The organism is Pseudomonas sp. B424, assembly GCF_055408345.1.
Window position 1 is genome coordinate 12,104 of the sequence record NZ_JBUZTL010000036.1, and the last position, 24,048, is coordinate 36,151.

Consider the following 24,048-nt stretch of genomic DNA (forward strand, 5'->3'; position numbering starts at 1 on the left):
ACTGGGCATGGCGCCTGCTTTGGATGAAGGTTACGGCCGGTCAGTTTTTCTTGCCCAGGTTCCCGAGCCCGCCAAGCAAACCGCCCAGGCCACCCAAGCCGCCAGTGGAGGTGCCGGCGTTGCCCTGGCCGCCTGCCGAACCGCCGGTCCCGCCCACACTGGCCAAACCACCCGTAATCGGAGCCAGCAGGCCACCGGTGCCCGCGCCCGTGCCGCCAAGGCCCAGCAAGCCACCGGTGCCGGTGCCAGTACCGCCCAGCCCCAACAAGCCGCCGCTACCGCTGCCGCCCAGCAAACCGCCCAGACCGCCCGTGCCGGTACCGGTGCCGGAACCTGCAGGCGGATTCAGGTAGCCACCGGTTTTACCGACTGCGCCACCCACCCCGCCAAGTACATCACCCACCAGATGGGTGACCGGGTTGTTCCCGGTACCTGCCACTTTGTCACCCAGCCCACCTACCGTGCCGCCGACCTTTTTCAGCAGCCCGTCCACTGGTACCCCAAGGCCCGTGGTGGTGCCCACTTTACCGGTCACGTTTTCGACCAGCGAGATCACGGGTACGACCACCTTGTCATTCACACCGTCGGTCACATTGCCCAACGCGCCGCTGGTCACGTTGGTGGTCAAAGTATTGCCAAGCATGGTCACTGTGGTACCGACCTTATCCACCAGTCCGCCCGCGGTGCCGGTGACTTTACCCACCACGCCGCCTACCAGCGGGACCTGGTTTATCGGCGTTTTGTCCAGCAGAGTGCTGACCCCCGTACCGAGTGACGAAACACCTTTGCCCACGTCACTGACCCCATTGGTGACACCTGCCACGGTGATGCCCAGCGAGTTTTTGTCAGTGCCCAGCGAACCCAGGCCATGGGTCACACCATCGGTAATGGAGGTCACGGCATTGCCGGTATTGACCACCAGCCCGCCCGCTGCGCCGACCACCGGAACCTTGGTCAGGGTTTCCCCAACACCGCTGACCACACCACCCACACCGCCCACGGCCGTGCCGACCTGGCCTATGACCTCGCCTGTCACCAAAGGTTTTTTGCCGGCTCCGGGATCAACCGGATCAACTGGATCGACCGGGTCTACCGGATCAACCGGGGTCACAGGATCGACGGGTGGAGTGCTCGCAACGCTGCTTTTGTGTCCACCGCCGCCGCTATGGCACCCGGCCAGGCTAACGGTCATTACCAACAATAAAGCCGTACTCGTTTTCAACCACAATTGAGTGTTCATGATCAGTTCCCTGCGCCTGTAACGCCTGAGCTCAAAGGCCTCTGCCCTGACGTCAGAGGTACATTCCTTGCGTTCAGACATAACAACGCCGCGGGCTTCAACTCACAATTCACAACTTGGTATTAACGCTATCCAACTAACCCTTTGCGCCGCTCAAAAACTAATACTTAAGGTGTAACAAGTGCCGGAAAACGCCTCATTTCAAATCCGGGCTGCACGCAACCCTACTTAAGGTATAAGCACAATTAATGATCGAGCTGAATGAACCCCGCGCCCTTTATGCACTCGCACACGGCACCCACCGCTCGTCAACGGACCGTGCAGCGTGTGGTGGGTCTTCTACGCTTAACCCGTGAGTTTTCTGCGAGCCACCCTCTGCGTTGAGATGCAATCATGCCCACCCACACCCTCCGTCTTCACCGCGTCATCAAAGCCACGCCGGAGCGCGTCTATCGCGCATTCCTGGATGCCGATGCCCTGGTCAAATGGCTGCCTCCGAACGGTTTTACCGGCAAGATCCATCACCTGGATGCCAGGACCGGTGGCGATTACAGAATGTCGTTTACCAATTTCAGTACGGGCCAGAACCACGGGTTTGCCGGGGAATATATTGAACTGGTGCCCCATGAACTCATTCGCTACACGGACAGGTTCGATGACCCGAACCTGCCAGGCGTCATGCACACAACAATCTCTCTGCGCGAGGTGTTCTGTGGTGTCGAGCTAAGTATCGTGCAGGAAGGCATACCCGAGATGATCCCGGCAGAGGCTTGCTATCTTGGCTGGCAGGAATCGCTGGTGCTGCTCGCCAAACTGGTCGAGGCCGACATTGCGCAATGACAGGGTGGACGCCCTCCCCGCACAACATTAGGCTCCCACCCCGGGTAATTGACCCACTGATCACCGGAGTCGGGCTTGAACACAAGGACAGTGACATTTCGCGCCCACGGCTATGCCGTCATACCCGGGCTGATTGATGATGATGAACTGGCTCGCGCAAGAGCGCTTTGCAGCTCATTGATCGAGCGCTACCGCTCGGGAGAACCGGCCACCTTGTCTGCCGGGGTCAATATCGGTGATGTCAGCCGTCAACATCCGCAGCGCAACCCGGGTATCGAACCGGACAGCTGCAACCATGAACCCTTCATCATCGGTGATCTGCTGGCCCTTGAGCCCCGCCTTGCGCGAGTTTTCAGCTTGCAGTCGATCTGGAGCTGCGTCGCCCGATTGCTCGACTGTTCCCCTCAGGACGTGCTGTTTCATTTCAGCAACCTGACGCGCAAACCCGGCGGGATCGGACCTGCCATGGGGTGGCATCGAGACGCCGGCAATCGGTTTTTTGCCAGCGATGACGGGCGCACCCTGCGGTTACTGATTGCGCTTGACCCCATGTCTGCCCGCAATGGCGGTACCTCCGTCGTGCCGGGTTCGCACCTCCATGGCGACACCGCCACCGACACCGCGCTTTGCCCCGATGTGGCTGCCGGGGCTTGCCTGGCGCTGCACTCGGCCACTCTGCACGGTGGCTCACCCAACCGCAGCGAGCAGAGCCGGGATGTACTGGTTATCCAGTTCGGCGTGCGCTTTTCCACGCTACGCTGCCAGGCGGACGAAGCCATGGCGCTATCTTGCAGGGAGCGGCTTCTGGACTTCTATCGAAACACCGGGGGCCGTACGCCGGTGTAAGTGCTTCACTCGTGAATCCGCCGGCTGTCGACGGGTGCCTGGGCACGGTCCTCAAGGCTGTAGTCACGCACCACCTGAGCGATGCGCAGGTGATAGTCCTCGAAGATCTCTTGGCGCCCTGCTGACTGCGCCGTGCGGTGCAGCTCGATGCGCCGCCACTCCCCGATAGCCTCCTCGTCGCGCCAGAATGATAGCGACAGCAGTTTTGCGGGCTCGCTCAGGCTTTGAAAACGCTCAATGGAAATAAAGCCATCCACCTCAGCCAGCATGGGTTTGAGCTCACCCGCAAGGTCGAGATAACGCTGGTACTGTGCTTCGTGTGGCCAGGCTTCAAAAATGACGGCGATCATTGGGCGTGCTCCTGATGATAAAAACTCGGAATGCGGCCATTCAGTGACGGCAGGTAACGCCAGCGCAAGGCACCGGCACTGAATGCGGGCTGTCGGCGCAGCAATGCCTGAATGGCATGCGACGCGATAAGCAGCGCAAGTTGCTGGCCAGGGCACTCATGCCGAGCGTAGCCAAAGCTGAAGGTTCGCCGCGCAGGTCTGTCGAGCAGGAAACTGTCGGGATCGGGATTGGCCCACGGGTCCCTGTTGGCGCTGGCCAATAACAACAGAACGGTATCCCCCGCCTCCAGAACGCGATCGCCTACAGTGCATCGCGCCGCCACAAACCGCCGGGTGTTCTGTACCGGCGAATCATGCCGCGCCACCTCGGCCACCAGCTCTATCGCACGCTGCGGAGCCTGCTGCACGCTTTGCAGCAGGCCAGGGTGCTGTTGCAAAGCGACCAAGGTGTTGCCGATCAGCCCTGCGCCGGCTTCACAGGTCTGTGATAACAGACCGGTCAGGTTGGCAATCAAGGCATCACGGTCCGGCCAGACGCCTGCCTGATGCTGTCTGTAGATGTGATCCAGAACAGCGCTTTCCTTGCCCTCACCACTGAGCAAGCCATTGAACATGTCGCCAAGCCGGGCAGCGGCGACGTCGGCGGCGTGCAATTGCGTTTCATCGCTCAACGGTGAAAGGCAGGCGACAAAATCCCGGGTGCATTCGGCTACTTCTTGCAATTGGCCGGACGCGAAACCCAGCAAACTGGCAACGACCGACACGGGCAAGGTGAAGATCAGCGCATTCAAATCTTCGAACGGGTCATGGGGTGAGTCGAGCAGGCGCACCACGCTATCCGCGATACTGGCGGCTCCTGTTGAGGCCAGGACAGGTGCAATCACACCCCTGGGGCATCGATGCCGCTCTCCTTCATTCATCCGCATCAAATGACCGAACACCCGCCCCGCCGGGCCCTGGGCGATGGCCCCAGGCACAGGCTCAGCCAGTGGTCGTACCCGGCAATCAGGGTGGGCGGCTACGGCCTCCACGGCCCGGGCACTGCTCGCAATCCATAGCCCGAGCGCCGCATCAAACCACAGCTCGCCGTGCTGCCTGAGCTGCTGGTAATAACCGTATGGATCGGGATGTGTGGTGGCTTGAAACGGCGTCATTGCGCAAGTCCTGTTCACAAAGAAGCGCTACTATCGAACATCTTCAGTGCCCACGATTCGATCAGGAGCGAAATATGGATTGCCTCGACAGTGAAACATCCTTGTCCCGGATCGCGGGGGCCATCGCCGAACCGGCACGGACAAAAATGCTGTGTTCGCTGATGGACGGCCACGCCCGTACCAGCACTGAAATGGCCGCTATCGCCAACGTCAGCCCGTCCACCGCCAGCGCGCATTTGACCCGGCTCAAGGAGGATGGCCTGATCACGCTGTACATCCAGGGCAGGCATCGCTACTACAGCCTGGCAGACGCGCATGTCGCCCGGGCGCTCGAAGCGCTGATGGTGATCAGCCAGAACCCTGCGCCAGCCTTTATCCCCACCACTCCTGACAGATTGCAGTTCGCGCGGACCTGCTATGACCACATGGCAGGCACATTGGGTGTGCAGTTCCACGACCATGTGATTGAGTCAGGCTGGTTAACGCCGAACCTGGATGGTAGCAGCACGTATCAACTCACCCCGGCCGGGGAAAATGCGATGACCGGGCTCGGGCTTGAAATAAGCGCCATCAAGGCGCAGCGGCGTCGATTCGCGTGTCCATGCCTGGACTGGAGCATGCGCCGCCCGCATCTGGCCGGCGCCCTGGGCGCTGCCTTTCTGCAGCTGTTCATCAAGCACAAATGGGTGATTCAGGACCTTGATAGCCGGGTACTTGCATTAACCCCCAAGGGCCGCAAAGCGTTCTGCGCCCGATTCGGGCTCACGCTTGAGATGGCCAGTCAGGGCCGGCCCGTCTCGGCGCCTGTTACAGGGACATACGCTCAACAACCGGGCATTTCACCTTGTGGGTGAAGGGCTCGTCCCTGTTCTCGATCAGGTGTAGGGCGGCGCGACAGCCCATTTCGTAATAGGGCAGCTGGACAGTGCTCAGCGGCGGATAGAACAGCTCTGCAACGCCCACCATATTGTCAAAACCCAGCACGGCAACATCACCCGGAATCTTCAGGCCCTGGCCGAGCAAAAACTGGTAGGCGATCAGGGCAATACGGTCATTGCCACAAATCAGCAGATCAAAGCCCGGCCCGGCACCGGGCTCATCCAGCTGGCGCTTGAGTTCGGTAATGGTTTCGTCATAGCCGTCATCCGTCGACAGGTCATATTGCAGCACGCTGTCCAGCGGGATATCGGCCTCCTTCAGGGCACGGGACAAGCCCTGCTGGCGTAACCCCCAGGCCATGCTGTGGCGCGGCAGGTTGATACACAGGGGGCGGCGATAGCCCTTTTGCAGGGCCCGGCGCACCGCCTGGTACTGACCGTCTTCATCATCGGACACATAGCACGCCACGCCCGGGCTGCTGCTCATGCAGTTGCTCAGTACCAGGGGGTAATTGCGCAGCACTTCGGGTATGTCCAGCTCACGCAGTTGCATGGCGCTGAACACGATTCCGTCCGGGCGATGGGAGAGCATCAGGTCGATGGTCTGCTGGTTGGGCGGGGTTTCAAAGACGTTGATGATGAACACGCTCCAGCCGTTGTCCCGGGCGGTACGTTCCAGCGAGAGCAGCATGTCCACGGCGAAAGGCGTGGTCGCCGTGTCGAGAGCGAACACGCCGATCGTCTTGCTGCTGGAGTGGCCGCCGCGGATCTTGCGCGCTGACTCGCTGGGCACATAGCCCAGTGCCTCGATGGCCTGGCGAACCTTCTCCAGGGTGTCAGCATTGAGCTTTTGCGGGGTGTTGATCGCCCGGGATACTGTCATCAGGGAGACCCCTGCCAACCGCGCAACATCTTTAACCGAAGCCATTTACAGCTGCCCTTGTGTGATTCTCGGTGCATGGGTCCTAACCGCCGGGAGCATGACAGCAAGCCCGAGGTGGCGCAAATGCCTGCCCACCAGCCTTGCGCCCTGCCCGCCATCTTGAACCCACGAAAAAAACCTCGTCCCGGCCCCCGGAATGCACGGCTTTCAAGCGTTGTGGCATGCCCTGTTCAAATGACTTGTGTTAACGTTACCAGAACAACTATCCGGCGCATTAAACCCGGCCCGGCAACTGGTTGAACCCCTGAAAAAACAATAATAAGAGGCTTATCAATGGACTTAGTTGCCCTGCGCCCCTGGGCAGGCTTGTGCCTGCTTGCCGCGTCCACTCAACTCATGGCGGCTGCCCCGCCCAGTATCGAGGAGCGTCTCGCCAGGCTGGAGGCCAGGACTGCTGCTGCCGAAGCACGGGCTTCGACGGCCGAGACCGATGCCAGGGTTTTGCGTGACCAGCTTGAACAACTCAACAGGCAGGTCACCGGCAATGCCCGGGCACCTGCCGGCGAAAACACCGGGCTGATTGCCGCGAACCCGGCGCCGCCACCGGCCAGCCCGGCAACACCTGCAGCGCCAACCGCCCCTGCAGCCAACTTGAACGATGGCTTCGCGTACACCGCCTATGCCCGCTCCGGCACGATCATCAACCAGGCGGCCGGTGCCGGTCATGGCAGTGCCTACATGACCCCGGCAGGTTCGGTGGGCGGTGCCATTGGCCGGCTTGGAACCGAGGTCGATACCTACATCGGCTTGAGCCTGAGCAAGGAGATGTACGCCAGCAACGGCACCCGGTCCACGTTCGTTGCCACCATCGCCGACGGGGTCGAGAACCCTAACGACTGGACTGCCGAAGACAGCGAATTCAACGTGCGCCAGGCCTATTCCCAACTCGACAACCTGGCCTCGTTCCAGGACAGCACGATGTTCCGTGATGCAAAACTGTGGGCAGGCAAGCGCTACGACCGGGACAACTTCGATATCCACTGGCTCGATTTCGACGTGGTGTCCGTGGCCGGTACCGGTGGCGGTATTTATGACGTGCGCCTGAGCGAAGACTGGCGCATCAACGCCTCGGTGATCAGTCGCACCTTCGGCGACCTCAACACCGATAACGACAAGGACATCAGAAGCTACATCGCCACCCTTAATCAGTTCTTCGACGATGGCCGCTGGCAAGTCATGCTTAACGGCATCGAATCGCGGCAGAACAATGACCGTCTGAAGGTACAGGACGCTGCTGGCAACCTGACGCGACGCAACAAGGCCGGCTACACCCCGGCAGAAAGCGGCACCCACGCCATGCTTGCTTATCATCAAACGGACTTTTTCGGCCGTGAAGGCCTGTTCAAGAGCGCCTTGTTTTATGGCAAGGGCCTGGGAGCAGAAATCAAAAGCGTGGGTTCGGACGGTGAACTGCTTGATCAGGCCGAGGCAATGCGCCTGGTGGCCTATGGTCAAACGCACCTCAATTCCGACTGGCGCATCGCTCCGGCGCTGGTCGCCGAGCACAGTAAAAACCGCTATGTGCCGGGTGACGACTATCGCTGGGTGACCCTCAACCTGCGGCTTGCCAATGAACTGGCACAGAACTTTGAAATGGTCTACGAACTCAGCTGGCAGGCAATGGACCTCGATCCACGGGGCTATTCTTCGCGTCAGGCGGTGAGCGGGGACTTCTGGAAGTTCACCATAGCGCCGACCTTCAAACCCGAAGTCGGCGATTTCTTCACCCGTCCTGAACTACGCCTGTTTGCCACCTATATGGACTGGTCAAAGGCGCTGGATGGCTACTCCGACAGCGATGATTTCGGGCAGAAAGGCTTCAAGTCCGGCGGGGTCTGGCAACTCGGGGTGCAGATGGAAACCTGGTTCTGACATCAGGAATCCAGCCGGCCCCCGGACACTTGAGGGCCGGCATAACCTGCCCCGGCCTTTACACCCAGCCACCATCGACAATGAAGTTCTGCGAGGTGCACATGGCCGATGCACTGGAGGCCAGAAACAGCGCCATATTGGCGATATGCACCGGTTCCAGTGCTCCGGGCAGGCACTGGCTACGCTCGATCAGTGCCCTGGCTGCCTCATCCACCCACAGCGCAAGCTGCTTCTGGGTCATGACCCAGCCTGGCACCAGCGTATTGACCCGGATCCGGTCCGGCCCCAATTCACGGGCCAGCGCCTTGCTCATCCCATGTGTTGCAGCCTTGCTCGCGGCATACACCGGATAGCCGCTCGAACCGGTCATCCAGCCTATGGAACCGAGGTTGATAATCGACCCTCCGCCAGCAGCCCGCATCATCGGCGCCACTGCCTGAACCGCAAAGAAAGCATGCTTGAGGTTGACTGACACCATCTGGTCGAAGCGCTCTGAGTCGACACTCTCAACCGTGTGCCGCACATCATTGGCAGCATTGTTGATCAACACCGTGATCGGCCCCAGGGTCTCTTCGAAAGCCCGAATGGCTTGCTGATAAGCCTCGACCCGGGTGATGTCGCAGCAGGTAAAACTGACGTCCTGGCCAATCGTGTTCAAGTGCGCTTCGAGCCGTTCACCGGGCTCACGCGCCAGGTCGACAAACGCCACCCTCGCCCCCTGCCCGGCGAAGGCCCGAACCATGGCTTCCCCAATCCCCGAAGCCCCGCCCGAAATCAGCACAACCTTACCCTTGAGGTCCGGATAAACAGGCTGTGTGCCCTCTACTGTCGTCAATGTCATGTCATTTCCTTTTGATTAATCAGACGCAAAGCACAAAGCGCGCAGTCCGAAAAACAGACCGCGCACCCGGTGCACAACAGGGATCAGCGTTATTTGGCAACCACCGGCTGTGACAACACCTGAGCGTCAACCACCGCCGTGAGCGGCTTGCGCTTGCCCGAACGGTCGGGCTTCCTGTGCTTGCCGCTGTCGAGGCTGAAGATTGAGACGAGGGTGAACAACAACGCCGAGCTGCCCAGCAGGATGTAGGTCTGCCGGAAACCGTACACCTCATACATATGGCCGGCCAGCGGCGAGATGATCGCGGCCCCTACCCCCTTGGCAAAGACAAACGCCACCATGTAAATGGTCGCCGACAGCCGTGTCCCGAACACATCCTCGATGTACTTGAACATGCCGATAAACACCAGGGGCACTTCCAGGGCGTGGAGCATCTTCAACGCCACCACTTCAAACGTCGTCGTGGCGAGCCCTGAACCGGTGATGCGCACCCACATCACCAGTCCCGCAATAATCAGGGCATTCTTGCCACCGATGCGGTTGAGCACGCCGGGGATCAGGAACATGCCCAGTGCAACCATGCACTCCGTGAGCGTGGTCACAAACCCGAACACTTGCGTGCCCTGCTGCGGCGAGTCGAAGAAACCACGGAAGTAATTCACGAACTGCTGGTCAAAAATGTCGTACAGGCAGGCCACACCGACCACATACAGCACCAGAAACCAGAAGCGTCGATCCAGCAACAGACCGCCGATGGCGGCATAGGAAACCGGCGGCGTTTTATCCGGGGCATCACCCGAAGGCATCGTGTTCAGGCACGGTTTGATCCGGTAGACGAGCACGGCCATCAGCACTGCACAGATGGAACCGAGCCAGAAAATCGATTCGGGATTGGTGCTGATCAGCATTCCCGAAATCGCCGCCGAGAAACCGAAACCAATGGCGCCGAACATCCGTACCCGACCATAGGGAATATGGTTGGCCCGGCAGGCTTTTTCGATATACACCTCCAGCGCACCACCGCCAGCGGCGAAGGTGATGCCCAGGTAAACACCACCCACCAGTGCAGCCAGCATCAGGTTAGTGCGCAGCAGCGGCGCAAAGACCCAGTTCATGAACGGCGCCAGCATAATCAGCAGGCCGATGACCACACACAGCAGGTGCTTGCGATGATCCAGACGATCGCTCAGCACGCCAAACAGCGGCTGGAACAGCATCGCAAACACCGCCTGTGAGCCGAACATCAAGCCGATGGCGCCGGCATCCAGCGTGCCGACATCCCCTAGCCATACCGCCAGAAAAGGCGCCGTTCCGCCCGTAATGAAGTAGTAGAAAAAGAAGATCATGCCGTATTTGAAAAACGGCAGAACCCCGCCAGTTGCAGTACCGAGCGTCACGTTCATAGGTCCACCCTGGACTCATTGTTTTTATGGACAAACGTGCCTTGACTGCTCACTCGCGCGTGCTTGACCGCCAGCCCCGGTGAATCCGGGGGCTGGCCAGTGGTCAAGGCAGTTTGACTGGTACTTCGGGTAGAATTTCAGGCTAAGACCGCAGGTTCCCTGCGCTTACCCCAAGTGCGGCAACCAGCCCTCGTGGGCCTCGATCAGGTCGTCGACCATGGTCGCGATTTCGTCGAGGCTCAGTTCGGCTGCGGCATGGGGATCAAGCATCACGGCCTGTTTGACATGGTCACGACGACCACTGGCCAGGGCTTCCACGGTCAGGAGTTGAACGTTGATATTGGTTTGCATCAAAGCGGCAAGACCTACCGGCAGATTACCCACCCGGGTAGGCTGAATCCCATTGTGGTCGACAACGCAGGGCACCTCTACGCAGGCATTATCAGGCAGATTGCTGATCAGTCCAGCGTTCATCACGTTGCCGTTAATAACTGTCGGGATGCCTGTGAGCTCAGCCTCGATGATTTTCGAAGCGTACTCATGGCTGCGGCAGACCTTGAGCCCTTCACCGTTGATCAGCGCCTGTTCCTGCACACCCCATTCGCTGATCTGCTCTTCGCAACGACGCAGGTATTCATCCAGCGGAATATTGAACTGTTCGATCAGGTCAGGGCGGTGGCGCTTGATGAACCAGGGCACGTACTCGGCCAGGTGCTCGGAAGACTCGGTGGCAAAATGGCCGAAGTGCTTGAACACTTCGTAGCGCACCCGGTTCCAGTCAGGAACCTTCCCTTCATCCAGCACCGCACGGATTCGCGGGTAAAGATCCTCGACACTGCCATCGGCCAGCAGGCGCTCGAACGAGGTGTAAAAGGACATGTGGTTAATGCCGGCACAGCGATAGCGGATCTCTTCGATGGGCACACCGATATCCAGGGACAGCTCTTTGGCCGTGCCCTGTACGGAGTGGCAGAGCCCGACCGTGCGCACCTCGGGAACGAAGCGGTTGAGAGCCATGCAATTGATGGCCATCGGGTTGACGTACTGCAACATCAGGGCGCCGGGGCACAGTTCGCGCATGTCCTTGGCGATGTCCACCAGCACCGGAGCGGTACGCAGGCCACGCATGATGCCGCCGATGCCCAGGGTATCGCCGATGGTCTGGCGCAGGCCGAAGCGCCTGGGGATCTCGAAGTCGGTCACGGTACCCGGCTTGTACCCTGCAACCTGAATCATCGTGACCACATAATCGGCCCCTTCCAGCGCTCGCCGGCGGTCGGTCGTCACTTCGAATCGTGGCGACACACCGAGGGACTCGGCGATCTTGCCGGCCACCATCTTCGAGGTTTCCAGGCGGTGCAGGTCGATATCCATCAACGCAATATGCGCATTGCGCAACAGCTCGACGTGCAACAGATCGCCCAGCACGTTTTTCATGAATACCGTGGAGCCGGCACCGATCAGGGCGATCTTCGTGGTTTTGAAAGTCATCTGCTTATCCTTGTTCTATTCGCAGTGGACACAGGTAAATAAATATCAGAGCATCACGACGGCTCAGGCCTGACACAGGCTTGCCGGGAACCGCTTGATATCTATGGTAGGAGGCGACCCACCCCCTGAACAGACGAGATTTATGCGATGACGGGTAGTTTTGTGCTCAACGACATGATGGCAAGAGGGCCGGCAATAAAAGTCATTTCGCTACCCCGTGGCCGGCATCAACTGCACACCATGCCGACCAATGCCGGGTACGACCGGGTACAGGACGCGTCCTATTGCTGGGACGGGCGCAGGCGTGGCGACACGCCTTTCGTGATCCTGCAACACACCCTTGCCGGCGAGGGCAATTTGCGGTTCGAGGGGCGCCACCACCGGCTTAACGCCGGGGACACCATGTTGTTGCTGGTCCCCCATGACCATTGCTACTGGCTGGAGGCTGGCAAAAGCTGGGAGTTCTTCTGGATCGCCATGTACGGCAAGGAGGCGCTGCGGCTGCAACGGGAGTTGCTGGCGGAGCGCGGGCCGGTTTTACAACTGACCGGCCAGACCATCGAAGCCTTGGCCACCAGTATTGATACCTTGATCCACACCCCGGAGCTGACGGCTGGCCGCGCATCCGCGCTGGCCTATGAAGCACTGATGCTGCTGCATGATGACTTGTGCGTACAGGACTCTACCCTCCCCACCAGCGGCTCGTGTGTGGTGGCGACTATCCAGAACCACGTGCATGCCTGCTTGCGAACGGGGCCGGACAAACATCCCCAGCCTGCCGACACGGATGAGCTGGATGTGGCCAGCCTGGCCCGCATCGCCGGGTTGAGCCGCGCCCATTTCTCCCGGGTGTTCACCCGCGCCGCCGGCATGTCACCTGCCGAGTACGTGCTGCACGAGCGCATGAAACGCGCGGCACACCTTCTGGAAGTCACCGACCTGTCGATCAAGGCCGTTTCATTGTCGGTCGGCATCAGCGATCCCAACTACTTTTCGAAACTGTTCCGTCGCGCGTTTTCCCTCTCACCCAGTGAGTTTCGCCTGAGCGGTTTTTACGTCAATAATCTGGGGACAACCTAAAAGACGCCATTGCCCGACCTCCAGAAAGCGGAAGCCATTGATGCAGAACATTCAATTTGACCGGATTGTTGACCTCAGCCACCTGATCACGCCCGACCTCCCCGTCTGGCCCAATGACCCGCCAGTGATTTTTACGACCCAGGCATCCTTGCAAGAGGACGGCTATTACCTGCGCAACTTCAGCATGGGCGAGCACAGCGCAACCCATATGAACGCCCCCAACAGTTTTTACCCCGATGCCATGGGCATCGACGGCTACAAGCCTGAGGCTCTGGTTCGACCGGCAGTGGTTGTTGATGTCCAGGCTCGCATCTGTAGCAACCCTGACTATGTGATCAGTGCTCAGGACATCGAGCTCTGGGAGCAGGACAACGGAGTCATTGCCCCCGGCTCTGTTGTGCTTTTCCATACCGGCTGGCAATCGCGCTGGCTGGAGCCCGGGAGGTTTATCAATGCCGACGCCCAAGGTCTGCACTTCCCGGGCGTCGGCGCCGCCGCGACCCGGTTCTTGCTGGAGCATCGCGCCATCGCCGGAATCGGCATCGACACCCACGGGGTGGACCCGGGTCAGGAAACATCCTTTGCCTGCAATCGTCTGGTACTGGCGCAGGGTGGCATCATCCTCGAGTGCCTGAACAACCTCGACCGGTTGCCACCAACGGGCAGCACGCTGGTTATTGGCGTACTACGCCTGCAGGCGGGATCAGGCTCACCCGCCAGCGTGCTGGCGTTTGTACGCTGAGCGACTACCGGCACACGGCTCCCCCGGGCGAATTCGTATACCATATTTGCTTTCCCTGGGAATGACGACGACCGTGGCCCACCCAAAATTCAATGCTCCTGACCTTGGCAACTCACCTTCCACGTCGGAAATCATCACCCTGCATCTGCGCGACGCCATTGTTGCCGGGCACTTCGCTGAAGATGAGCCGATTCGCCAGGACGATATCGCCCGCCAGTTCAATGTCAGCAAGATCCCCGTGCGCGAAGCCCTCAAGCGGCTCGAAGCCGAAGGCCTGGTGATGTTCCAGCGTAATCGCGGGGCTATGGTCACGCGAATTTCCGAAGCCGAACTGGCGCAGATGTTCGAGGTGCGCATGCTGCTTGAAGACAAGTTGCTGCGCCTGGCCATCCCCAACATGACCGAAGAGACCTTCGCCCGAGCCGAACGCATCTGCCAGGAGTTTGTCGGCGAAGATGACGTGGGCCGATGGGCCGAACTCAACTGGGAACTGCACGTCTGCCTCTACGAGCCTGCACAGCGGCCTTTCATGATCAGCCTGATTCGCTCGGTCAATGACAAGCTTGAACGCTACCTGCGCATCCAGATGAGCTTGTCGGCCGGCAAACACCGCGCCGACCACGAACACCGGCAAATCCTCGACGCCTGCCGGGCCGGTGATGTGGAGCTGGCTGTGGTGCTGCTGGACGAACACATTGCCGGGGTGTGCAAGACCCTGTTCGAGCACCTGCCGCAAAGTCATTGAGATTCGCAGGCAGACACAACACCTGCAGAGACTCTGCTCGCGGTCAAGCAAAGGCAATAACCAGACTTTAAACAGCACCCTTTTTTGTGGGAGCGAGCCTGCTCGCGAAGCAGGCGACGCGATCTTTCTGGTAAACCGCAGTGATGCCTTCGCGAGCAGGCTCGCTCCCACAGCGGATTGGAGGCGTCACAGATCCCGACACCAAACAGACCGGCCGCCTCGAACGCCTTTGATCTGCCCGCCCCTTCGGCGCGCCCACGGAGCAGGACCGAAGCAAGGGCGAAATCCGTAGATAGCCGTGGCGCATCGAATGGATATGTACGCTGTGTCAGTAACTGCAATACCGGATACATATCCGGCATTCGCGTTTAACTGAAATACAGGTTTCGCTCTTACAGCGAGTCCCTTTTGGAAGGACCCAAACGGAACCAAAAGTCCTTGCCCTACCATACGGCCGAGGTCGCCCAGGCTCCCCCGGTGCCCTCACTCCGGCACTGTTATGGGGGCACGCCGCGACGGGCCATCCATGGCCCATCGCGGCTGGCGCGGCGTCCTGCCTCCTGTGAGGGGTAATCGTGTCGCTTGATTAATCCCGTGGCTACAGCAAAAGCAAAGGTTAAGGCTTGAAACTGCACAACCCCATGTGGGAGCGGGCTTGCTCGCGATGGCATCGGCGCGATTCAACTCAAATACCGCGCCGCTTGCATCGCGAGCAAGCCCGCTCCCACAGAGGAGATGTGCGAGTCTCGCAGACCTCGCCGCCAAACAGGCCGGCCGGTAGGCCGCCTCGGCGGGCATTGCTGTTGATCTGCCCGCCCCTTCGGGAGGCCGAGTGGAGGTTCTGCGCAGTGGGTCTCCCGGCATGGATGCCGGGGCAAGGCCTTTTTGCTTATTTTTGTGGTGGTCCGACACTCGGCTGTTTGACCAAAGTACCTCGCCGTAGGGCGAAACCAATATTGCAGTTGGGCACGAATGCCCGATATGTACTCGGGGAGGGCAATTGTTTTGCAGTGCGCCCGTATCTACAAGCTGGAAGCCTGATCACCCAAGCCTTTCTGTGAACAGAATATCTGCAGGTGTCAGTAAACCGTGATAGCCAGATCAATCCCCAATAAGTGCATGCGGGCAAGCGTGCCGAAGCGGAGCGGGTAAGTCAGGCTGTGCGTTAACGCATCACTTCGCAAACCGATGTCCATTGTTTTTCGCGTACAGGCTTGCCACAGGGGTTTCAACGCTTGCGGGAGCTGCTCAACAGCACCAAGCAGCACATTGATGCTCTCTTCAGGTGTGCCGTAACTCCCCTGTGGGCCGTAAGCTTCGAAAACCGAATGATAAACACCGTCGTCGGCCTGGCTGTCATGCAAGCAACTGATTGAACAGTCGCAGAGATGCGCGGACGCCATCGCCTGTGCCAATGGCGCCAGGTCAACGGGGGCCGTCAGCATCAGATCTGTATTGATGTAGTACACATCGCTTTCATCATCGTTATGCATAGGGTTCACGCTCTCAAGAACAGGACCTCCCCATACTGCCCGCAGGGCACAACGTTGAAAATGCCGCCAAAAAGCCAGCAAGTGTTCCCTTGTGGGGCATTTCCTACGTTACTGCTCCCTTCTGTAACACCACCCTGCTACACGGCAACCCGTCCTGCACCTAAGTGCCATCACTCAAGCCAGCAAAAACCTCACTCGCTCACTGATTACGTACATGCAGGAAAAATCGGCACAGTGATTGCTAAATAAATATCGTATACGAAATCCACAATCCGATATTCAACAGCACTTCAACGACTCCGAGGCTTCTATGAAAAACCCCGTATTTGCCGTAGCCCTCAGCGCTGTTCTCAGTAGTTCCTTTATCGCCACGGCCCAGGCCGACAAGCTCGACGACATCATTGGTTCGGGCAAGCTGCGCTGTGCCGTGACCCTGGATTTCCCGCCCATGGGTTCCCGTGACGAAGCCAACAAGCCGGTGGGCTTTGACGTGGACTACTGCAATGACCTGGCGAAAGTGCTCGGAGTCGATCCCGAAATCGTCGAAACCCCCTTCCCCGACCGTATCCCGGCGCTGGTCTCCGGGCGTGCGGACATCATCGTGGCGTCCACTTCCGACACCCTGGAGCGGGCTAAAACCGTGGGCCTGAGCATCCCTTACTTTGCGTTCCAGATGGTGGTGCTGACCCGCGACAATACCGGCATCAACAGCTTCGACGACCTCAAGGGCAAGGCCTTGGGCAACACCAGCGGCACCTATGAGGCCATTGCCCTGGAAAAAGACGTGAAAAACTGGGGCAGCGGCTCGTTCCGCGCTTATCAGTCGCAAAACGACACCCTGCTGGCCGTCGCCCAAGGCCATATTGAAGCCACCGTCGTCACCAATACCGTGGCCGCAGCTACCCTTAAATCAGGCAAGTACAAAAACCTGAAAGTCGCCGGTAACGCGCCTTACGTGGTTGATTACGTGTCACTGGGAGCCAAACGCAACGAGTACGGTCTGCTCAACTACCTCAACCTGTTCGTCAACCAGCAAGTGCGCACCGGACGCTACAAGGAGCTGTGGGTCAAATGGGTCGGGACCGAGATTCCACCGGCTGATCTGACCGTGCCTCACGTCTACTACTGAGGTATCCAGCATGTCTGGGAAATCTTCTCTTGCCGGTCGCAGCCTGGTTGACGGCGCTGCTTTTGGCCCCCTGCTGCACGCCGATGTCGGCCTGAGTTTCTGGGGCGGCGTCGACCCCTGCAGCGGTGAGGTGATTGACCGTCACCACCCGCTCAGCGGCCAGTGCCTGGCCGGCCGGGTGCTGGCGATCCCGAGCGGGCGCGGCTCCTGTACAGGCAGCAGCGTGCTGATGGAGTTGATCAGCAATGGCCACGCCCCCGCCGCACTGGTGCTGGCCCAGGCCGATGAGATTCTGACCCTGGGCGTGCTGGTTGCACAGCTGCTGTTCGGGCGCTCCCTGCCGGTGCTCTGCATCGGCGAAGAGGCCTTTGCGGCCTTGGGCGGCAAGGAGTTCGCCCGGGTCGATGGCACCCACCTGGATCTGTTCGATAAACAGCCCGACGATACCTGGGCACCACGCCTAAGCGACGTGCAACCCGACAGCCACTCGGTCCGGCTCACCGCACACGACCGGGCACTGCTTGCCGGCGAGTTCGGCAAGGCGGCTCAGGTCGCAATGCAGATCGTGCTGCGCATGGCGCAGCTGCAAGGGGCCGAGCAACTGATCGACATCACCCAGGCCCATATCGACGGCTGCATTTATACCGGGCCTGCCAGCCTGCGCTTTGCCCGGCAACTGGTGGAATGGGGCGCCAAAGTACGGGTGCCCACCACCCTCAATTCGATTTCCGTAGACCAGCGCCGCTGGCGCGAACTGGGTATCGACCCGGCACTGGGCGAACCGGCCAGTGCCTTGGGCGACGCCTACATGGCCATGGGTGCGCAACTGAGTTTCACCTGCGCCCCTTACCTGCTCGACAGCGCGCCCAAGGCGGGCGAGCAAATCGTCTGGGCCGAGTCCAACGCAGTGGTTTACGCCAACAGTGTGCTGGGCGCTCGCACGCTCAAATACCCGGACTATCTGGATATCTGCATCGCCCTCACCGGTCGTGCTCCCCTGACTGGCTGCCATCTGGACGCCCGGCGCAAAGCCCGGCTGCACGTCGAACTGCCACCCCTGGCCGACCTCGATGATGCGTTCTACCCCTTGCTGGGCTACCACATCGGCGCCCTGGCCGGCAGCCGTATCCCGCTGATCTCAGGGCTGGAGCAGCATCACCCGGACCTCGACGACCTCAAGGCATTCGGTGCGGCCTTTGCGACAACCTCCTCGGCACCGCTGTTTCATATCGCCGGAGTGACCCCCGAAGCGCTCGACCCGGCACAGGTGCTGGACGGCCCGTTGCCGGTGACCCGGGTCACCCTGGCGGACTTGCTGCTCAGCTGGCAGGAGCTCAACAGCGCCCGCGACCCCAGTGTGGACGTAGTGTCCCTGGGCAACCCGCACTTCTCCCTCAGCGAGTTCGCCCGTCTGGCCCGGCTGTGCCAGGGCCGCCACTGCCACCCGCACGTGGTACTGGCGATCACCTGTGGCCGTGCGGTACTGGAACAGGCCCGCGCCGCCGGGCATATCGCCGCGATCGAAGCCTTCGGCGCCACGCTGGTCTGCGATACCTGCTGGTGCATGCTGGGTGAGCCGGTCATCCCGCCCGCCGCCCGAAACCTGATGACCAACTCGGGCAAATACGCCCATTACGCCCCCGGCCTGGTGGGGCGCAAGGTGCATTTCGCCAGCCTCGCCGAATGTGTGGATGCGGCGTGCAGCGCCACGGCCAGCGGGCGCTTGCCGCAGTGGCTGCAAACCGCTGCCTTACTGGAGAACCCCGTCCATGTTTGATTACACCTTCCAATGGCGCTCAGCCCTGCGCGCCTTGCCGGATATGCTCGCCGGTGCTCTGGTCACCTTTGAAACAGCAGCGCTGTCGATGATCTTCGGGGTACTGATCGCCCTGGCCCTGACTGTGATGCGCGAAAGCAAAAACCCGATGTTGCGCGGTGTCGGCAACGTCTGGGTGTCCATCGCCCGCAACACCCCGTCGCTGTTCCAGATCTATGTCCTGTACTTCGGGCTGGGCTCCCTGGGCCTGCATGTCAGTTCATGGATCGCGCTGCTGGCCGGGATCACGTTCAACAACGCCGGCTACCTGGCCGAAAACTTCCGCGGCGGCCTCAAGGCCGTGCCCGAAACCCAGATTCGCGCCGCCCGCTCCCTGGGCATGAGCGCGTTCCAGACCTACCGCATGATCGTCGTCCCGCAGTTGTTGCGCATCGTGTTCTACCCGCTGACCAATCAGATGGTCTGGGCCGTACTGATGACCTCGCTGGGGGTGATCGTCGGGCTCAACAACGACCTTACGGGCGTCACCCAGGACTACAACGTCAAAACGTTCCGCACCTTCGAATACTTCGCCCTTGCTGCGGTGCTGTATTACCTGATTGCCAAGGCGATCGTTGCAGTAGCCCGGCTGTTGGCCTGGCGACTGTTCCGTTACTGAGGACGTGACTATGTTTTCCACCAGTTTTACCTGGAACGACTTCATGTTTTTGCTGGAGGGGGCCTGGGTCACCCTGCAGCTGACCACATGGGCCATCGTGCTCGGCACCCTCGCCGGCCTGCTGTTCGGCCTGTTGCGGGCGCTGCTGCCACGGGCCAGCCTGCCGCTGGCGTGGGTGCTGGATGTGTTTCGCAGCGTGCCGTTGCTGATCCAGTTTGTGCTGTTCAACTCGCTCAAAAGCATTGTCGGCCTGAACATCAGCGCCTTCAGCGTCGGTTGCATTGTGCTCGGGGTCTACGCCGCCGCGTACTTCACCGAAATCGTGCGCAGCGGCGTACTGGCGGTGCCGCCCACCGTACGCCGGGCCAGCCGCTCCCTGGGCCTGAGCTACCTGCAGGACCTGCGCTACATCGTGCTGCCCATCGCCACACGAGTGGCCTTCCCCGGCTGGCTCAACCTGGTGCTCAGCGTGATGAAGGACACCGCGCTGGTGATGTGGATCGGCATCGTCGAATTGCTGCGCGCCTCGCAAACCATCGTCACCCGTATTCAGGAACCGATGCTGGTGCTGTGCATCGCCGGCCTTATCTATTACGTCATGAGCCTGGTGGTTGCCCGCCTTGGCGCTCGCCTGGAAAAAAGGTGGCAAGAAAATGATTGAGATCGACAACGTCCACAAATCCTTCGGCGACCTTGAAGTGGTCAAGGGCGTGAGCCTGACCGTCAACAAGGGCGAAGTGGTATCGATTATCGGCGGCTCCGGCTCCGGCAAGTCGACCCTGCTGATGTGTATCAACGGCCTGGAGCCGATCCAGAAAGGCCATATCCGCGTCGACGGGATCGAAGTCCACGACCGCGCCACCAACCTCAACCACCTGCGGCAAAAAATCGGCATCGTGTTCCAGCAATGGAACGCCTTCCCGCACCTGACCGTGCTCGAAAACGTAATGCTGGCGCCGCGCAAGGTACTGGGCAAGAGCAAGGCCGAAGCCGAGGCCCTGGCGGTGCAGCAACTGACCCACGTGGGTCTGGGCGACAAGCTCAAGGCCTTCCCCGGCAAGCTGTCGGGCGGGCAGCAACAGCGCATGGCCATAGCCCGCGCCCTGGCCATGTCGCCGGACTACATGCTGTTTGACGAAGCCACCTCGGCCCTCGACCCGCAGCTGGTGGGTGAAGTGCTGGACACCATGCGCATGCTCGCCGAAGACGGTATGACCATGGTGCTGGTGACTCACGAAATCCGCTTTGCGCGGGATGTTTCCGACCGCGTGGCGTTCTTTCGCAATGGCCTGGTGCACGAAATCGGCACCCCCGATCAAGTCATAGGCAACCCTGTACACGCCGAAACCGCGGCCTTCCTCAAGTCGGTCAAATAGTTCAGATCACCGTGGGAGCGGACTAGCGTTCACACAGACACAACACGGAGCAAACCATGCGTTCATCGAAAGTCATTCATGTGGTCAGTTGTCACGCCGAGGGCGAAGTCGGTGATGTGATCGTTGGCGGCGTGGCCCCGCCACCCGGGGCCACGGTGTGGGAGCAGTCCCGCTGGATTGCCCAGGACGAAACCCTGCGCAACTTTGTGCTCAATGAGCCCCGGGGCGGGGTGTTCCGCCACGTCAACCTGCTGGTGCCGGCCAAGGACCCGCGGGCGCAAATGGCCTGGATCATCATGGAACCGGCCGACACGCCGCCGATGTCGGGTTCCAACTCCATCTGCGTGTCCACGGTGTTGCTCGACAGCGGGATTCTGCCGATGACCGAGCCCCAGACCCGGCTGGTGCTCGAAGCGCCGGGCGGGCTGATCGAAGCCGTGGCCGAGTGCCGCAACGGCAAGGTGGAGCGGGTTGAAATCAAGAACGTGCCCTCCTTCGCCGACCGCCTGGATGCCTGGATCGAAGTGGAAGGTCTGGGCTCGCTCAAGGTCGACACCGCCTATGGCGGCGACAGTTTTGTGCTCGCCGATGCCAAGGAGCTGGGGTTCTCCATCAGCCCTGACGAAGCCAAAGATATCGTCGAAGTGGGCCTGAAGATTACCCGCGCTGCCAACGAGCAACTGGGCTTCGTCCACCCGCTGAACCCTGACTGGTCGCATATTTCCTTCTGCCAGATCGCGGCCCCCCTGGTGTATGAAAACGGTATCGCCAGTGGCGCCAACGCCGTGGTGATCCGCCCGGGCAAGATCGACCGCTCGCCCTGTGGCACCGGTTGCTCGGCGCGCATGGCCGTGTTGCAGGCCAAGGGCGTGCTGAAGGTCGGGGACCGTTTTGTCGGGCGCTCGATCATCGGTTCCGAGTTCCATTGCCGCATCGACTCCATGACCGAAGTCGCCGGGCGAGCGGCTATCTACCCTTGCATTTCCGGGCGTGCCTGGATCACCGGCACCCACCAGCACCTGCTCGACCCGAGCGACCCGTGGCCACAAGGGTATCGACTGTCTGATACCTGGCCCGGTGCCCATTAACACTCTGGAATCCGTGCAAATCTGTAGCCACTGACGAAGCTGCGAAGCGGCCCTGTGTTTTTGAAGTCGCACCTTATCGCAGCCTCCTGCCTCGGCAGCGGCTGCAGGTTCACCGCAAGCCCGGATTGATTGGCACACAACACTCGAAACAAATCGTATACGAAATACTATTCACGCAGCCGAAGGCAACAAACAATGACTGCCCCGGCCCACGCTTTCATGCCCATACAGGACACACAGCATGTCGACACAACCCTCTCACGCTACAACCACCCCGGCGGGACTAAAACGCGTCGTGGCTGCCGCCATGGCCGGCACCGTCGCCGAATGGTATGAATTTTTCCTCTATGGCACCGCCTCGGCGCTGGTCTTTGGCCAATTGTTCTTCCGCCAGACCGATAGCCCGATCGACGGCATCATCGCCGCCTTTGCCCTGTACGCGGTCGGCTTTCTGGCGCGCCCTCTGGGCGGGCTGGTGTTCGGTCACTACGGGGACAAGTTCGGGCGCAAACGTCTGCTGCAACTGAGCCTGGTCGTGGTGGGCATCACCACCTTCCTGATGGGTTGCCTGCCCGGCTTCGACACGATCGGCTACGCCGCACCGGTGCTGCTGGTAGTACTGCGCCTGATTCAAGGCTTCGCTTTTGGCGGGGAATGGGGCGGAGCGATTTTGCTGGTTTCCGAACACTGCCCGGACAATCGCCGGGGCTTCTGGGCCAGCTGGCCGCAAGCCGGGGTGCCCGCGGGCAACCTGGTCGCCACCGTCGCCTTGCTGCTGCTGTCCACCACCCTCTCGGAAGCCGACTTCCTGGCCTGGGGCTGGCGAGTAGCGTTCTGGTTCTCGGCGATTGTGGTGCTGATCGGCTACTGGATCCGTACCAGCGTCGACGACGCACCGATCTTCAAGGAAGCCCAGGCCCGTCAGGCGCAAAACAAGCAACAGCAACTGGGCGTGGTTGAAGTACTGCGTCACCACTGGCGTTCCGTGCTGGTGGGCATTGGTGCACGTTTTGCGGAAAACATCCTGTACTACACCGTGGTGACCTTCTCGATCACCTACCTGAAACTGGTGGTACACAAGGACACCTCGGAAATCCTGTTCCTGATGTTCGGCGCGCATCTGCTGCACTTCTTCCTGATCCCGCTGATGGGTTACCTGTCTGACCTGGTGGGGCGCAAACCGGTGTACCTGGTGGGGGCCGTGCTCACTGCGTTCTGGGGTTTTGTTGGCTTCCCGATGATGGACACCGGCAACAACTGGCTGATCATGGCCGCCATCACTCTGGGCCTGGCCATTGAGTCGATGACCTACGCACCTTACTCGGCGTTGATGGCCGAGATGTTCCCGACGCATGTGCGTTATACCGCGTTGTCGCTGTGCTATCAGGTGGCGCCGATCTTTGCCGGCTCACTGGCCCCCCTGATCGCCATCACCTTGCTCAACAAGTACCACAGCTCCACGCCGATCGCCTGGTACCTGGTGGGTGCCTCGGTGATCTCGGTCATAGCCGTCAGCCTGACCCGCGAAACCCGCGGCAAGTCGCTGCGTGAAGTGGATGCTGAATCAGCAGCGCGTATCTCGGCGCTGGACGACAGCCCGGCAGCGGCGCCGCGTCGTGGTGATTCGATGGCGTAAGACAACGGCGGGAGTGGGCTTGCCTGCGATACGGGAAATGCGGTGCGCCTGCCAAATCGCGCCTTGGCTGATGAATAACTGCAATACCGGGTACATATCCGGCATTCGCGTTTAACTGAAATATTGGTTTCGCTCTTACAGCGAGTCCCTTTTGCAAGGACCCAAACGGAACCAAAAAGTCCTTGCCCTGCCATACGGCCGAGGTCGCCCAGGCTCCCCCGCTGCCTTCACTCCGGCACTGTTATGGGGGCACGCCGCGACGGGCCATCCATGGCCCATCGCGGCTGGCGCGGCGTCCTGCCGCGTCACCCCCAGAACAGCACCTGCGTTCGGCCTTCTGTGAGGGGCGATCGCGTCGCTTGATTAATCCCGTGGCTACAGCAAAAGCAAAGGTTAAGGCTTGAAACTGCACACCCCCATGTGGGAGCGGGCTTGCTCGCGATGGCATCGGCGCGATTCAACTCAA

22 protein-coding genes are annotated in these 24,048 nt (G+C 60.5%); 14 read left to right on the forward strand and 8 right to left on the reverse strand.

What is annotated here, in order from left to right:
* Positions 1-40: 40 nt before the first annotated feature.
* Positions 41-1,240, reverse strand: coding sequence for a collagen-like triple helix repeat-containing protein (locus ACZRMS_RS24430; protein WP_463997404.1), 1,200 nt, complete (start codon positions 1,238-1,240; stop codon positions 41-43).
* Positions 1,241-1,633: 393 nt separating this feature from the next.
* Between ACZRMS_RS24430 and ACZRMS_RS24435 the strand changes: the two genes are divergently transcribed.
* Positions 1,634-2,080, forward strand: a complete 447-nt coding sequence (locus tag ACZRMS_RS24435; RefSeq protein WP_463997405.1) for an SRPBCC family protein — start codon at positions 1,634-1,636, stop codon at positions 2,078-2,080.
* A gap of 75 nt (positions 2,081-2,155) precedes the next feature.
* Positions 2,156-2,926 carry a phytanoyl-CoA dioxygenase family protein gene (locus tag ACZRMS_RS24440; protein WP_463997406.1) on the forward strand — a complete coding sequence of 257 codons (771 nt, stop codon included), beginning with the start codon at positions 2,156-2,158 and terminating at the stop codon, positions 2,924-2,926.
* Between the two features lie 5 nt (positions 2,927-2,931).
* On the opposite strand, the gene ACZRMS_RS24445 is transcribed toward ACZRMS_RS24440, so the two are convergent.
* Positions 2,932-3,276 carry an antibiotic biosynthesis monooxygenase family protein gene (locus tag ACZRMS_RS24445; protein WP_463997407.1) on the reverse strand — a complete coding sequence of 115 codons (345 nt, stop codon included), beginning with the start codon at positions 3,274-3,276 and terminating at the stop codon, positions 2,932-2,934.
* Positions 3,273-4,430: a cytochrome P450 gene (locus ACZRMS_RS24450; RefSeq protein WP_463997408.1), complete on the reverse strand. Its 1,158-nt coding sequence runs from the start codon at positions 4,428-4,430 to the stop codon at positions 3,273-3,275. The genes ACZRMS_RS24445 and ACZRMS_RS24450 overlap by 4 nt, the downstream gene beginning before the upstream one ends.
* 74 nt (positions 4,431-4,504) lie before the next feature.
* Between ACZRMS_RS24450 and ACZRMS_RS24455 the strand changes: the two genes are divergently transcribed.
* Positions 4,505-5,284: an ArsR/SmtB family transcription factor gene (locus ACZRMS_RS24455; protein WP_463997409.1), complete on the forward strand. Its 780-nt coding sequence runs from the start codon at positions 4,505-4,507 to the stop codon at positions 5,282-5,284.
* On the opposite strand, the gene ACZRMS_RS24460 is transcribed toward ACZRMS_RS24455, so the two are convergent.
* Positions 5,238-6,236 carry a LacI family DNA-binding transcriptional regulator gene (locus ACZRMS_RS24460; RefSeq protein ID WP_463997410.1) on the reverse strand — a complete coding sequence of 333 codons (999 nt, stop codon included), beginning with the start codon at positions 6,234-6,236 and terminating at the stop codon, positions 5,238-5,240. The two genes, ACZRMS_RS24455 and ACZRMS_RS24460, sit on opposite strands and share 47 nt — an antisense overlap.
* A gap of 288 nt (positions 6,237-6,524) precedes the next feature.
* Here ACZRMS_RS24460 and ACZRMS_RS24465 point away from each other — a divergent pair, with 288 nt between their 5' ends.
* Positions 6,525-8,123 (forward strand): carbohydrate porin, encoded by a 1,599-nt coding sequence (locus ACZRMS_RS24465; protein ID WP_463997411.1) that lies wholly within the window; start codon positions 6,525-6,527, stop codon positions 8,121-8,123.
* 58 nt (positions 8,124-8,181) lie between these two features.
* Here ACZRMS_RS24465 and ACZRMS_RS24470 read toward each other — a convergent pair whose 3' ends face one another.
* The 3 genes from ACZRMS_RS24470 to melA form a co-directional block, all read right to left on the reverse strand.
* Positions 8,182-8,964, reverse strand: a complete 783-nt coding sequence (locus ACZRMS_RS24470) for an SDR family NAD(P)-dependent oxidoreductase (RefSeq protein WP_463997412.1) — start codon at positions 8,962-8,964, stop codon at positions 8,182-8,184.
* Between the two features lie 89 nt (positions 8,965-9,053).
* Positions 9,054-10,367 carry an oligosaccharide MFS transporter gene (locus ACZRMS_RS24475; RefSeq protein WP_463997413.1) on the reverse strand — a complete coding sequence of 438 codons (1,314 nt, stop codon included), beginning with the start codon at positions 10,365-10,367 and terminating at the stop codon, positions 9,054-9,056.
* A 165-nt stretch (positions 10,368-10,532) separates the two neighbouring features.
* Positions 10,533-11,858 carry an alpha-galactosidase gene (gene melA, locus ACZRMS_RS24480; RefSeq protein ID WP_463997414.1) on the reverse strand — a complete coding sequence of 442 codons (1,326 nt, stop codon included), beginning with the start codon at positions 11,856-11,858 and terminating at the stop codon, positions 10,533-10,535.
* A 147-nt stretch (positions 11,859-12,005) separates the two neighbouring features.
* On the opposite strand from melA, the gene ACZRMS_RS24485 reads away from it, so the two are divergent.
* The 3 genes from ACZRMS_RS24485 (at position 12,006) to ACZRMS_RS24495 (ending at position 14,425) form a co-directional block, all read left to right on the forward strand.
* On the forward strand, positions 12,006-12,938 hold the full coding sequence (locus ACZRMS_RS24485; RefSeq protein ID WP_463997415.1) for a helix-turn-helix transcriptional regulator: 933 nt from the start codon (positions 12,006-12,008) through the stop codon (positions 12,936-12,938).
* 40 nt (positions 12,939-12,978) lie between these two features.
* Positions 12,979-13,680 (forward strand): cyclase family protein, encoded by a 702-nt coding sequence (locus ACZRMS_RS24490; protein ID WP_463997416.1) that lies wholly within the window; start codon positions 12,979-12,981, stop codon positions 13,678-13,680.
* A 61-nt stretch (positions 13,681-13,741) separates the two neighbouring features.
* Positions 13,742-14,425 carry a GntR family transcriptional regulator gene (locus ACZRMS_RS24495; protein WP_463997417.1) on the forward strand — a complete coding sequence of 228 codons (684 nt, stop codon included), beginning with the start codon at positions 13,742-13,744 and terminating at the stop codon, positions 14,423-14,425.
* A gap of 1,079 nt (positions 14,426-15,504) precedes the next feature.
* On the opposite strand, the gene ACZRMS_RS24500 is transcribed toward ACZRMS_RS24495, so the two are convergent.
* Positions 15,505-15,918, reverse strand: coding sequence for a hypothetical protein (locus tag ACZRMS_RS24500; RefSeq protein WP_463997418.1), 414 nt, complete (start codon positions 15,916-15,918; stop codon positions 15,505-15,507).
* A gap of 310 nt (positions 15,919-16,228) precedes the next feature.
* On the opposite strand from ACZRMS_RS24500, the gene ACZRMS_RS24505 reads away from it, so the two are divergent.
* From ACZRMS_RS24505 to abaF, 7 genes are all read left to right on the forward strand, one after another.
* On the forward strand, positions 16,229-17,047 hold the full coding sequence (locus ACZRMS_RS24505) for an ABC transporter substrate-binding protein (protein ID WP_463997419.1): 819 nt from the start codon (positions 16,229-16,231) through the stop codon (positions 17,045-17,047).
* A gap of 10 nt (positions 17,048-17,057) precedes the next feature.
* The gene (gene lhpI, locus ACZRMS_RS24510; protein ID WP_463997420.1) at positions 17,058-18,824 is read left to right on the forward strand and encodes a cis-3-hydroxy-L-proline dehydratase; all 1,767 of its coding nucleotides are present in this window, start codon (positions 17,058-17,060) and stop codon (positions 18,822-18,824) included.
* On the forward strand, positions 18,817-19,482 hold the full coding sequence (locus tag ACZRMS_RS24515) for an amino acid ABC transporter permease (RefSeq protein ID WP_463997421.1): 666 nt from the start codon (positions 18,817-18,819) through the stop codon (positions 19,480-19,482). The genes lhpI and ACZRMS_RS24515 overlap by 8 nt, the downstream gene beginning before the upstream one ends.
* Before the next feature lie 10 nt (positions 19,483-19,492).
* Positions 19,493-20,143, forward strand: a complete 651-nt coding sequence (locus ACZRMS_RS24520; RefSeq protein ID WP_463997422.1) for an amino acid ABC transporter permease — start codon at positions 19,493-19,495, stop codon at positions 20,141-20,143.
* On the forward strand, positions 20,136-20,858 hold the full coding sequence (locus ACZRMS_RS24525; protein ID WP_048362027.1) for an amino acid ABC transporter ATP-binding protein: 723 nt from the start codon (positions 20,136-20,138) through the stop codon (positions 20,856-20,858). Before ACZRMS_RS24520 ends, ACZRMS_RS24525 begins: the two co-directional genes overlap by 8 nt.
* Before the next feature lie 56 nt (positions 20,859-20,914).
* The gene (locus ACZRMS_RS24530) at positions 20,915-21,946 is read left to right on the forward strand and encodes a trans-3-hydroxy-L-proline dehydratase (protein ID WP_463997423.1); all 1,032 of its coding nucleotides are present in this window, start codon (positions 20,915-20,917) and stop codon (positions 21,944-21,946) included.
* Positions 21,947-22,187: 241 nt separating this feature from the next.
* Positions 22,188-23,582, forward strand: a complete 1,395-nt coding sequence (gene abaF / locus ACZRMS_RS24535) for a fosfomycin efflux MFS transporter AbaF (RefSeq protein WP_463997424.1) — start codon at positions 22,188-22,190, stop codon at positions 23,580-23,582.
* Positions 23,583-24,048 lie beyond the last annotated feature (466 nt).